The organism is Mesorhizobium sp. M0870 (assembly GCF_040319775.1).
Classification (GTDB): Bacteria; Pseudomonadota; Alphaproteobacteria; order Rhizobiales; family Rhizobiaceae; genus Mesorhizobium.
In genome coordinates, this window is sequence record NZ_JAMYOI010000023.1 from 47,209 (window position 1) to 59,249 (window position 12,041).

Annotated in this window: 10 protein-coding genes; 2 read left to right on the forward strand and 8 right to left on the reverse strand. The window is 64.2% G+C overall.

Features of this window, described 5'->3' with window-relative positions; genetic code table 11:
- Positions 1-66: 66 nt before the first annotated feature.
- A complete protein-coding gene (locus NKH97_RS24180) occupies positions 67-1,680 on the reverse strand; it encodes an extracellular solute-binding protein (protein WP_352798916.1) in 1,614 nt (537 codons plus the stop codon).
- A gap of 336 nt (positions 1,681-2,016) precedes the next feature.
- Here NKH97_RS24180 and NKH97_RS24185 point away from each other — a divergent pair, with 336 nt between their 5' ends.
- A complete protein-coding gene (locus NKH97_RS24185; protein WP_352798917.1) occupies positions 2,017-3,045 on the forward strand; it encodes a LacI family DNA-binding transcriptional regulator in 1,029 nt (342 codons plus the stop codon).
- Between the two features lie 49 nt (positions 3,046-3,094).
- On the opposite strand, the gene NKH97_RS24190 is transcribed toward NKH97_RS24185, so the two are convergent.
- The 7 genes from NKH97_RS24190 to NKH97_RS24220 form a co-directional block, all read right to left on the reverse strand.
- The gene (locus tag NKH97_RS24190; RefSeq protein WP_352798918.1) at positions 3,095-4,114 is read right to left on the reverse strand and encodes an aliphatic sulfonate ABC transporter substrate-binding protein; all 1,020 of its coding nucleotides are present in this window, start codon (positions 4,112-4,114) and stop codon (positions 3,095-3,097) included.
- 36 nt (positions 4,115-4,150) lie between these two features.
- Positions 4,151-5,047, reverse strand: coding sequence for an ABC transporter permease (locus tag NKH97_RS24195; RefSeq protein WP_352798919.1), 897 nt, complete (start codon positions 5,045-5,047; stop codon positions 4,151-4,153).
- 12 nt (positions 5,048-5,059) lie between these two features.
- Positions 5,060-5,896 carry an ABC transporter ATP-binding protein gene (locus NKH97_RS24200; protein ID WP_128303534.1) on the reverse strand — a complete coding sequence of 279 codons (837 nt, stop codon included), beginning with the start codon at positions 5,894-5,896 and terminating at the stop codon, positions 5,060-5,062.
- Between the two features lie 32 nt (positions 5,897-5,928).
- Positions 5,929-6,255: a 4Fe-4S dicluster domain-containing protein gene (locus tag NKH97_RS24205; RefSeq protein ID WP_023814043.1), complete on the reverse strand. Its 327-nt coding sequence runs from the start codon at positions 6,253-6,255 to the stop codon at positions 5,929-5,931.
- Positions 6,252-7,877, reverse strand: a complete 1,626-nt coding sequence (locus NKH97_RS24210; RefSeq protein WP_352798921.1) for an FAD-binding protein — start codon at positions 7,875-7,877, stop codon at positions 6,252-6,254. The genes NKH97_RS24205 and NKH97_RS24210 overlap by 4 nt, the downstream gene beginning before the upstream one ends.
- Positions 7,878-7,907: 30 nt before the next feature.
- Positions 7,908-8,504 carry a thioredoxin family protein gene (locus NKH97_RS24215; RefSeq protein ID WP_352798923.1) on the reverse strand — a complete coding sequence of 199 codons (597 nt, stop codon included), beginning with the start codon at positions 8,502-8,504 and terminating at the stop codon, positions 7,908-7,910.
- 278 nt (positions 8,505-8,782) lie between these two features.
- The gene (locus NKH97_RS24220; RefSeq protein WP_352798924.1) at positions 8,783-9,688 is read right to left on the reverse strand and encodes a heme/hemin ABC transporter substrate-binding protein; all 906 of its coding nucleotides are present in this window, start codon (positions 9,686-9,688) and stop codon (positions 8,783-8,785) included.
- Between the two features lie 224 nt (positions 9,689-9,912).
- Here NKH97_RS24220 and NKH97_RS24225 point away from each other — a divergent pair, with 224 nt between their 5' ends.
- A complete protein-coding gene (locus NKH97_RS24225; RefSeq protein WP_352798925.1) occupies positions 9,913-12,039 on the forward strand; it encodes a TonB-dependent hemoglobin/transferrin/lactoferrin family receptor in 2,127 nt (708 codons plus the stop codon).
- Positions 12,040-12,041 lie beyond the last annotated feature (2 nt).

Here is a 12,041-nt window from a genome sequence, read left to right on the forward strand (position 1 = left end):
GTGGCGTTGTGGGCGGAGGGGAGAAGCAAGCTCCTCCCCTCCTTCGATATGATCCAGGGAGAAGGATCAGACGATTGGATCGAGAACTGTCGGCCAGGCCTCCTTGTTGGTCTTGATGGCTTCGAGCAGTTTGTCCTCGCCGGTGCGCCGTGCGATCTTTTTCCACTCTGCCTCGGTATCGGCCATCGCCTGCTCCGATGTCTTGGCCTTGGTCAGCGCCGCCATCAGGTTCTCGTCGAGCGCATTGTGGAAGGCTGTCGCGCCGGGATAGTTGATGGTCGGCACGGTGCGGGCGACCGTCTCGCGCACGACGTCCATGTGGTAGGCATGATAGGTCTGGCGCACCAGCGGATCGGAGAAGTCCGAAAGCCGGAACGGGTCCAGATAACCGCCGGGGTTGGCGCTCATCCATGCGTAGATACGGGCCGAGCCCAGCCATTGCAGCATGAGATAGGCGACCTCCTGGTTTTTCGACTGCGACGAGACCATGCCGGTCAGCGAGAACCACAACACGGAACGGCTGATCAGCTTGCCGCCGATCTCGCGGCCGGGCGGCAGCATCGAGCCGATCTTGCCGGTGACGGCTGAATCCTTGTTGCCGGCATTGTCGAGGAATTTCGGCAAGTTGGAGAAGGCGCAGGTCATCGCCGCACCACCCTTGGCGAAGTTGCCGTATTGCTCCGGCCAACCCCAGGAGATCGCATCCGGCGAATGATGCGCGAGCGAAGCGACATATTCGTTGGTGGCGGCAATGCCTTGCTCGGAATTGATCATCGGCTTGCCGTCATCGCCAAACAGGAACTGGTTGGGCGAAGCCATCGAGACATAGCGCTGGTACCAGTTCGTGTAGCCCCAGCCCTGGTTGCGCAGGTCGGTCGAGCCGAACAGGCCCTTGTCCGGTCGCTGGAAGAAGGCGGCTATGTCGCCATGCTGCTTCCAGGTCTTCGGCGGCGCCAGATCGTAGCCGTATTTGTCCTTGAAGGCCTTCTTCTCGGCTTCGTCGCCGAACAGGTCGGTGCGGTAGACCCAGGTCTGGAAGTCGCCGTCCAGCGACACGCCATAGTTCGAGCCGCGGTATTTGTTGAGCAGCGACACGCCCTTGGCGCCGTTGACATAGCCGCTGACGGGATCGTCCCACTCAGGCTTATGCTGCGCGACAAAGTCGTCGAGCTTGGCGATGCCGCCGGTTTCGGCGAGGTCGCCAAGACGGTTCCATTCGGTCGAGTAGATGTCGTAGGCCCCACCCTTGGTGGAGATGTCCTGCATCGTCTTGGTGAATTCCTGGCCGTTCGGCAGACCGACGATTTCGATCGCGATGCCGGTTTCCTTTTCCCACAGCTCCTTGATAGACGGCGCACCGGCCGGGAACGGCTGCGTGAGCTGGCCGATCGAGCCGTCGGACAGGCCGAGCACGATCTTGGCCGGCGCCTTGCCGGCGCCCTTCAGCGCCTTGGCCGCTTCGATGGCGCGGCCTTCCGGCGTATCGGCGCCATACTGGTAGCGCTCGGCCCCTTCGAAGCCCGTCGGGCCGCCGATCATGCCGGGCGCCAGCGCGTCGGCCGCATAGGCACGTCCGGGACGAATGAACTGGGGTGCGATACCAGCGGCAGCCATGATCACGGCCGCCTTTCCTCCGGATGCCAGCAGCCGGCGCCGCGAGATGCGGATCAAGTCAGACATTGAAACTCCTCCCTCAGGGCCACGTTTCCTCCACGACCCTTATGAGGGATATTGACTGCAGCCCGGCAAGGCTGTCAACATCATAAATAATCAAAACACATCATAACGTTGCAATGGGGCAAGGAAATGCACAAAAACGGGATCCATCCGTCAAGCCGGATGCCTCAATTTGAGGGTACCCGACCCTTCCCGGCCCTGCGCAGCCCTGCCGGACGATTTGATTTAGCCCGGCGGCTTGCACATCGGCCAAGGGCGGATACATCATTTCCCATCAGAATCGCCGATGGCGGGGAAGCCGTCACCAGCCGATCTGACGCATGCAGGAGATGAAAGACGGTGCGTTCCACCCTGACTGACATAGCCCGGGAGGCCGGCGTCTCGGCCGCCACCGTCGACCGCGTGCTCAACAACCGACCAGGCGTACGGGCGCGCACACGGGAAATCGTGCTCGAAATGGCGCAGCGCCTCGGCTACATCGCCGAAGGCCCGAACGGCGCGCCGCCACGACCCTCGCCCGGCGAGGTCATCCGGCTCGACTTCGCCCTGCCGGCCGGCACCAATTCCTTCATCAAGATGCTGCACCGCCAGATCGAGGCACAGGCTCTGGCGCGGCCCGACCTCGATGTCCATATCGCCACCATCGAGGGCTTCAATCCTGACCGGCTCGCCCGCCTGCTGCAGGACTTGCGCGGACAGACGCAAGGCGTCGGCGTCATCGCCCTCGACCATCCGACGGTGCGCGAAGCGATCCGCTCCCTGTCGGCCAGCGACATCAAGGTGGTGACCATCGCCTCCGACATCCTGCATGTGCCCAGGGTCGCCTATATCGGCATCGACAACCGCGCCGCCGGGCGGCTGGCCGGCTATCTGCTCAACCGCTTCATGGGATCGGGGCGTCCGGGCAAGGTGGCGCTGTTCGCCGGCTCGCTGTCTTATCGCGGCCACGAAGAACGCGAGATGGGGTTCCGCCATATCCTGACGGAGGAATCGCCCAGTCTGCAGATCGTCGAGATGCGCGAAATGCTCGACGACCGCGAGAAGGCCTATTCGGAGGCATCGGCCCTGCTGGAGCGGCACCCCGACCTTGCCGCGATCTACAATGTCGGCGCCGGCAACACCGGCATCGCCCGCGCGCTCAAGGAGCGCGGCCGCGCGCAATCCATGGTCTTCCTCGGCCACGAAGTGACGGACGGCACCAAGGACCTTCTGCTCGACGGCACGCTCGACGCGGTCATCGACCAGAACCCGCGCGTCGAGGCCCGCGAAACGCTCAACACCCTGATCCATGCGGTCCGGGGACTGCCCTATGAACTGCACCAGCCAAGGCTGCAGGTGATTTTCAAGGAAAACATTCCGGAGATTTGACCTGTACGAGGCGGCGCCGCAAAGCGCCGCCAGCTCGATCTTTCCGGGCCTATTGGACGGCAGCGACTTCAGCCGCGGCGCCATCGACAAAGCTCTTGTCGACCCATTTGCCATAGTCGATCGAGCCCTTCAGGAGCCCGGCGCTGGCCATGAATTTCTCCTCGCCCTGCAAGGCGGCGATCGCGTCGTCCGTGAGTTTCGGATCCTGATGGAACACCCCGTCGGCATAGGTCTTGCGGACGGATTTTTCCGACGACTTGGTCGCCTCGACAAAGGTCTTAATCGTCTGGTCCGGATGGGCGTCGGCCCAGCGCGAAATCTCGATATCGACCTTCAGCAGCCGCTTGACCAGATCGGGATATTTCGCCGCGAAGGCGCCGTTGACCGAGATGACGTTGGGCACGTTCCATTCCGGATGGGTGCTGGTGTCGAACAGGACGCGCACCTCGCCGGTGTCGACCAGCTTGGCCGCCGTCGAATCAGTCTCGACAATGGCGTCGATATCGCCGCGCAGCAGCGCCGGGCCGGATGCCTCGAAAGGCAGGTTCAGACCTTCGACATCATTGGTGGTCAGGCCGACGCTGTTCAGCGCCTTGCTGAAATTCGAATGCCGCACCGTGCCGGTCAAATAGGCGACCTTCTTACCCTTGAGATCCTGCAGCGTCTTCAGCGGCGAGTCGGTCTTGACGACGATGTAGGAACCGCCAGCCTTCACATAGCTCGACAGGCCGATCAGCTTGACGTCGGCGCCGGACGCCGCAACGCGCAGCGCTGGATTGTTGCCGGTATAGGTGAATTCGATCGCGCCGGTGGCCAACGCCGTCGTCGCCTCCGAACCGCCATTGAAAGTCACCAGTTCGACCTTGATGCCGTCCTTGGCGAACTCCTTCTCCCACCAGCCGTCCTTGTGGGCGAGGATGAATTTGAGATGCCCCGGCGCCGTGCTGCCGATGCGGATAATTTCAGGCTTGTCCTGCGCGAAGGCAGGCATGCCGCCAAGGCCGATGACAACGGCAATGGCGCTCTTCAGCAACAGCCGGCGAAGTGCGTCGAATGGAATGTTGGGCATGAGAAAAATCCTTCCTGATTGGAATGAACGGGCGGCTCAGATGAGCGAGGTCTCGGACTGGCCTTTCCAGGCCGTTGCCCAGCGTTCGAACCAGACGAGCAGATAGTTGACGGTCAGGCCGATGACGGTGAGGGTCAGGATGCCGGCATACATGTCGGCCGTTTCCATCATCAGCTGCGAGTTCTGGATGAGAAAACCGAGGCCGGATTTGGCCGCCAGCATCTCGGCGCCGATGACCGCGAACAGCGAGGATTTCACCGCCAGGCGCGCGCCGGCGACGATCGAGGGAATGCTGGCCGGCAGGATGACTTTCCGGAACAGATCGAAGTCGGACGTGCCCATCGAGCGCGCCGCCTTGATCAGCAGCGGATCCACCGACTTGACGCCGCTGATCGTGTTGACGAGGAGAAAGAAAACCGAGGAGTAGAAGGTGATCGCCACCTTCGATTCCTCACCGATGCCGAGCAATAGGATGAACACCGGCAGCAGCGCGAATTGCGAAGTGTTGCGCAGCGTCTGCACCAAAAGGTCGGAAACCTTCTCAAACAGCGAATAGCGCCCCATCAACAGACCGAGCGGGATGGCCACCACCACGCCGAGTCCGAAGCCAATGGCAGCGCGCTGCAGGCTTATGCCGATATGCTCGATCAGCACGCCCGAGGCGAGCAGCGCCCACCAGGCGACCAGCACCTCGCTCAGCGGCGGAAAGAAGATCCGGTTCAGCCAGCCGAGCCGGGGCGCGATCTCCCACAGCAGGAAGAACAGGCCGAGCAGCGGCAAGCCATAGAGGAACATGCCGTGGCTCGCTTTCTTGCTCCGGTTCTTGGCGCTGGCCTTGATGGCGGGGACCCTGGCGGCAGCGACCGTTTCGCCAGCGCCGGCAAACAGGTGGAGCGCTCCAGCGGAGCCAAACTTCTCGGTCAGATAGGCCATGGGTCCAGTTCCTCAGTGACTGAAGGCTGGCGACAGGGTCCAGTCCTTCTGCGCCTTGTTGACCTCGTCGCGCAGCACGTCCCAGACGCGGGCGCGATAGGCGTTGAATTCGGCGCTGGCGCGGATGTCGCCGTCGCGCGGCCGTGGCAGGTCGATATCGATGATCTCCTTCACCGCGCCCGGCCGCGCCGTCATCACCACCACGCGATCGGCGAGGAAGATCGCCTCGTCGATCGAGTGGGTGACGAAAATGACAGTCGTGTTGATCTTGCCCCAGATCCGCAGCAGCTCGCCTTGCAGCAGTTCACGCGTCTGCTGGTCGAGCGCCGCGAACGGCTCATCCATCAGCAGCACTTCCGGGTTGCTGGCCAGCGCACGCGCGATTGCCACACGCTGCTGCATGCCGCCGGACAGCTGGTTGGGAAAACGGTCCTCGAAACCAGCAAGGCCGAACAGTGCCAACAGATGGCGGGCCGTCGCCGTGCGCTCGCCCTTGGCCACGCCGCGCACCTCCAGCGCATATTCGATGTTGGCGAGCGCCGTACGCCAGGGAAACAGCGCATATTGCTGGAAGACATAGCCGGTCTTGGGATCTGGCCTGGTGATGCGCCTGCCGTCGAGCTGGACGTCGCCACCGGTCGCCTGCGTCAGCCCGCCGATAATGTCGAGCAGCACCGACTTGCCCGAGCCGCTCGGGCCAACCAGCGTGATGAACTCGCCTTTGCGGATCGAGAGATCAACGCCGTCGAGCACGGTGACGCGGTCGGTCGCCTCGCCATCCACGGTGACGAACTGCCCCGGCTTGAGCTGGAACGTCTTGCTGATGTCGCTGACGACGATCCGGTCCATGTTCGGGCGGTCCATATCTGTCTCCGATCGGTTCACTGCGCCACGCGGATGCGGTGCGTCGGGTCGAATTCCGAGCCGCCCGCCTTGCCGCGCTTCCAGCCAAGCGCGCGGGCATAGGAGCCGAACAGCCGTCGGGCGTCGGCCTGAGCTTCCGTGATGCCGGTCGGCCCTTCGGCGAACTCGGCCACATAAAGCGCGTCGGTCGGGCAATAGATCTCGCAGAGAAAGCAGGTCTGGCAGTCCTCCTGGCGAGCGATCACCGGCACGCCATTGTCGGTCGCGTCGAAGACGTTGGCCGGGCACACCTTGACGCAGATGTCGCATTCGACGCAGCGCGTGGCCGAGACGATCTCGATCATGACGCCAGCTCCGCCAGCCGCTCAGGCGCACCTGCGATGCGGAACTCATCCACACCGGTGATGACCAGCCGGTGCGCGAAGGCCGGGCTCTTGCCCGGCAGATCGGTGCGGCGGTGCATGCCGCGGCTCTCGGTGCGGTGCAGCGCTGCGGCCACGGACCAGCGCCCGGCAGCGGCGATCGATGCCGCCTCGCGGGTACGGACCCGATCCAGCCCCTCGCCTTGCAGATGGTCGCGCACGTCGCGCCAGACACTCTCCAGCCGCTCGCCGCTTTTCTCCAGGCCCTCGCCGGTGCGGAAGAAATTCTTGTCGAGCGGCGTCACCTCGTTGCGCACCGCCTCGATGACTTCGCCTGCCGAGGTGTCGGCACGCGGCGAAGATGCAGGACGCAATCCAGCCTGGCCGAGCGATTGCACCGCGCTGCGGAAGGCCTTGCCGGTGCGGCGCTTGGCATGGGTCGAGGCGCCCTTGCCGGCCCACCAGCCGCTGGCCAGCGCCCAGGATGAATTGACGGCGCCGCCGCCCGACACGGCCCCGGTCATGATCTCGCGGCTGGCGGCATCGCCGGCGACGTAGAGGCCGGGCACGCCGGTGGCGCAATCGTCGGAGACGATGTCGATGCCGCCGGTGCCGCGCACCGTGCCTTCGGCGCGCAAGGTGATGCGGAACAGCTCGCTGAACGGATCGATGCCGGCGCGGTCGTAGGGCACGAAGCAATTCGGCTGGCCCTGGCGCAGCCAGCCTTGCAGCGCCGGCTCGGCCTGATCGAGCCGCGCATAGACCGGGCCGTCGATCAGCGCGCGCGCCACTTCCTCCTCGCGGTCGCCGATGCCGTTACGCAATGGCTCGCCGGTCGGTCCGACGATCGGCGAGCCATCTTCGCGATGGAACGAGGCCCAGCGGAACGGCAGGCCCTTGTTCAGCGATGAGCCATAGGGCGCCAGCGTGTATTTGCCGGTGAACTCCATGCCCGACAGGCTGGCGCCGGCTTCGGCCGCCATCAGATAGCCGTCGCCAGTCAGCCCGGTGGCGCCGAGGATGCGTTCGCGAAAGGCGCAGCCGCCGGTCGCCAGCACCACGGCGTTGGCGTCGACGCGCCAGTCCTGGCCGATCTGTCTCGCAACACCAGCGGCGCCGACAATGGCATCGCCGTCGGACAGAAGTTCGAGCGCCGGATGATGGTCGAGCACGGTGACGCCGGCCAAAAGCACCCGGCGGCGCATGAAGCGCATGTAGTCCGGGCCGCGCAGATTGGCGATGTAGAGCCGTCCGTTATCCTCGCTCGGAAAGGGATAGCCCCATTCGGACAGCCTGAGCAGGTTGCGGTAGGCGGTGTCGACGCAGCGCAGCATCCAGCGCGGGTCGGCGAGTTCGCCGGTGCGCTGCCAGCGTCGTTCGACCACGGCGTGCCTGTTGTCGCCCGGAGGTACGCACCAGGTGCCGGTGTTGGACGGCGCAGTGGCGCCGCTGGTGCCGAGATAGCCCTTGTCGGCCAGCACCACCTTGGCGCCGCCCTCGGCCGCAGCGACTGCTGCCCAGGCTGCCGACGGACCACCGCCCAGCACCAGCACTTCTGCCTGGAGCAGCAAGCTGTCGGAAGCGGATTTTTGCGGCTTGGGCATGGACACCTGGCGAATGCGTCGAGGCCGGCGCTAGGCCGCGCGCGCCGCGCTGGAAGACCAGACCGGCTCGTTGCCGGCACTCCATTTGATGTTGCAGCCGATCGACGGCACTTGGCTGGCAATGGGCCTGCCGCCCTCCAACACCGTGTCGACCGCCGCTCGCAGATCGGCACCCGTCACCGGCTTGCCGTTGCCCGGCCGCGCCTCGTCGAACTGGCCGTGATAGGCGAGCCGCCGGTCAGTGCCGAACAGGAAGAAGTCGGGCGTGCAGGCCGCGCCATAGGCTTTCGCCGTCTGCTGCGACGCATCCTTGAGATAGGGGAAGGAATAGCCGAATTTTTCGGCCTCGTCGCCGATACGGGCAAGCGTTTCTTCCGGATGCGCTTCGTGGTCGTTGGCGTTGATCGCCACCACTTGCAGCCCCTTGCCCGCATAATCCCTGGCGAAAGCGGCAAGCTGCTCGCGGATCAGCACGACGAACGGGCAACGGTTGGAAATGAAGGCGACGAGCAGGGCCGGCTTGGCGTCGAAATCGGCGAGGCGGTGCAGCACGCCTTGCGCGTCGGGCAGCAGGAAGTCGGTGGCCCTGGTGCCGAGGTCAATCGGATTGGACTCTGTCTTCGGCATCGATGCGCTCCATGTGCAACCATTTTTCACAGCCCAAGATGCGAGCGCTCCGAACGTTCGCAGTTAGTCTATGAATTTAGTAAATTATAGGCTGGAGAGCGCATTCGCGGTCAACCGCGCGGCTTAGAATATCGTGCCAATGTTTCAGGCTGAGCCGCCAAGTTTGTTCGGGCGGAAGCCGATCCGGAGAAATCCAGACGGACAGGATTTATCAAGCGCAACGGGTTCGGCGACGAAATTGGTACTGCCCAGCCGAACCGCCTTCCGATTTTACGGCGTCATTCCCCTTCGGGATAGAGCGCCTTCGCCAGGTCGCGGATCGCATCTGATGTGCGCGGGCCGAAGCCGATCATGTAGGCGCCGTCAAGCACGACCAGCGCCTTGTTGGCCGCCGCCGGCGTTGCCGCCAGCGCGCGGTTGCCGAACACCTGCTCGGGCGTCGGCCCGCCCTTGCCGTCGCTCATCATCAGGATGACATCGGGCGCCATCTCGATCAGTTTTTCATCCGACGCCGCCTTGTAGCCCTGCACGATTTCCATCGGGTTGAGGCCGCCGGCATAGCGGATGATGGCGTCGGCAGAAGTACCCGCGCCGGCAGCGCTCAGACGTACCAGGCCATGGAAGAACACCACCTTCTTGCGCCGCTCCGGCGGGATTTGCGACGCCAGATCCGCGGCAGCCTGAAAGGCCGTGAGCACCTCGGCGGAAACCGCCTTGCCCTTGTCCTCGAGCCCAAGGCTGGCGGCGATCAGGGTGATCTTGCGGTCGATGCCTTGCGGGCTGTTGTCCTGCCGGACGAAGACGATCGGGATTGCCAGCGACTTCAGCACCTCGACCGCTTCAGGAGGCCCGCTGTCTTCGGCGGCCAGGATCAGGTCGGGGCGCAGGCTGGCCAGCCCCTCGACCGAAAGCTGGCGGCGGTAGCCGACATTGGGTTTTTGCGTGACTTCCGGCGGATATTTGCTGCCGCGATCGATAGCGACGATTCGCCCGCCGGCGCCCAGCGCGTGGACGATCTCGGTGACGTCGGAACCGAGCGTCACGATTCGGGTCGCCGCGCCCGGCACGACGGTTCGCCCCAGCGCGTCGACAACGCCCTCGGCGGCCAGCGCCTGGAAACCACAGGAAGGCGCCAGCACCGACAGCGCCAGAAGCAGCACCGCCGCGATCCTGCCTGATTGCATCCAGCACATTCCCTTGCCCCCGCCCACACTGCCAACCATGCCCGCTGCTCCGTGCCAAATGCTTCTCGATGATGGTCGGCTATAAATTTAAAGTTGACTTATGTCATCATGTTTTAATATGTGACCTCTGCCCCGGCCCGCCTGGTCGAGGGATTCTCGATCATGCCAGCCAAGGCCCTTCAGCCACCGCCAGCAGTTTTGCTTTTGCTTGGGGCTGCGTGACCATGACAACGACAACAAACACGACCTTGATGGCGAGCACCGCGCTCGCCTTCGTGCTCGGCCTCTGCGCCGTGCCTCTTGCCAGCGCGCAGGAACAGGACCAGGAGAAAAAGGCCGCCGCCAAGACCGGCCGCCTGGCGTCGGCCAGTGTCGCGCAGAACCAGCCGGCGACGATGCTCGACGTGATCACCATCTCGGCGACGATGATCAAAACGGCGGTGATCGAATCGATGGCCGCCATCAGCGCCGTCGATCAGGACGAACTCGACCGCATTCAGCCTGACACAGCCGCCGACATCTTCCGCACCACACCCGGCGTCGCTGCCTCGATGAATGGCGACGATCCTGCAACCGCCATCAACATCCGCGGCCTGGAGCAATATGGCCGCGTCGTCGTCACCCTCGACGGCGCCCGTCAGGACTATTGGCGCGTCGGCCACGGCTCTGGCTCGTTCTACGTCGAACCCGACCTGATCAAGGAAGCCACGGTCATTCGCGGCCCGGTGTCGAATGCCTATGGTTCGGGCGGCATCGGCGGCGTCGTCTCCTTCGAGACCAAGGATGCCGGCGATTTCCTCAAGAAGGACGAGCGCTGGGCGCTGAGCGAGAAGCTCGGCTACGAGGACAATGGCGACGGCTTCACCACCAGCACCACCGGTGCCTACCGCTTCAGCGACGATGCCGACATCATCGGCAACCTCATCTATCGCGACCGCGACAGCTACACCGACGGCAATGGCGACACCGTGCCGTGGACCGGCGAGCGGGTGACCAGCGGCTATCTGAAGACGACGCTGCGGCCGGCCGATGGCCACGAGCTGAAGCTCGGCGCCATCCTGCAGCGCTACAACGACCAGATCACCGGATCCAGCGGCTCGACCTCGCCGACGCTGAGCCGCTACGACACCAACACCACCAACCAGACCTACACCGCCGCCTACACCTGGAAGCCAGACGACGACGAGCTGATCGACTTCAGCGCCAATGCCTACCACAACCGCACCCGCGCCGAGCAGACGCAGGTCGCGCCTGCCTCAGGGATCGGCAATTTCCGTTTTTACGATGTCGCCACATCCGGCTTCAACGTGAAGAACTCCTCACGTTTCGACGCCTGGGGACTAGCACATACGCTGACCTACGGACTCGATTACTACTATCTCGAGGCCTCCTCGGAAGCGGCGCATTTCGGCGCTGGCGAACAGCAGGGCTATGGCGGCTTCCTGCAGTGGCAGGGCGATTACGAGGACTGGCTGCAGGTCATCACTGCGATGCGGTATGACGGCTACCAGCTCGATGGCGAAACGCGCATCCCGTCGCCGCAGGAAGCCTCGATCTCCGGCGATCGTTGGTCGCCGCGCCTCACCGTCGGCGTCACGCCATTCGATGGCTTCCAGCTCCATGGCACCTATTCCGAAGGCTATCGGGCGCCGGGCCTGCAGGATGTCTTCCGCGGCGGCGGCGCGCATGGCGGCGGCGATACATACCGGCCCAATCTTCTGCTGCAGCCCGAGACGGCGAAGAACTGGGAGGCCGGCATCAACGTGAAATATGACGATGTTCTGACGGCGGGCGACCGGTTGCGCGCCAAGCTCAACGTCTTCCACACTGCCGTCGAGGATTACATCGACGTCGACCTGACCGTCCTGCCGCGCACCGCGATCAACATCGGCGACGCCCGGCTGAAGGGCATCGAGGCCGAGATGGTTTATGACTACAACTGGGGTTTTGTGAACCTTGCCGGCGCGTTGATCGACGCCAAGGTCGTCAGCGGCGTCTATTCCGGCCAGGCGCTGAACAACACGCCGCTCGACCGCTTCTCGGCCACGATCGGCTTCCGCATGCTGGAGGACCAGCTCACCGTCGGCGCGCAATATCTCAGCGTCGGCAAGATCACCCGCACCAGCCGCACCAATCCCAACGCCGTGCCGGTCGTCGATGACGGTTTCGATCTGGTCAATGTCTTCGCCAACTGGCGCGTCAATGACAACCTCAAGCTCGATTTCGGCGTCGATAACATCTTCAACACCGCCTACACCGACCCGCAAAGCGCATGGTCGACCTCGGCGGCAACCGAACAGGGCAAGGGCCGCACCTTCAAGGTGGCGCTCACCGGCAGGATCGGAGGCTGACA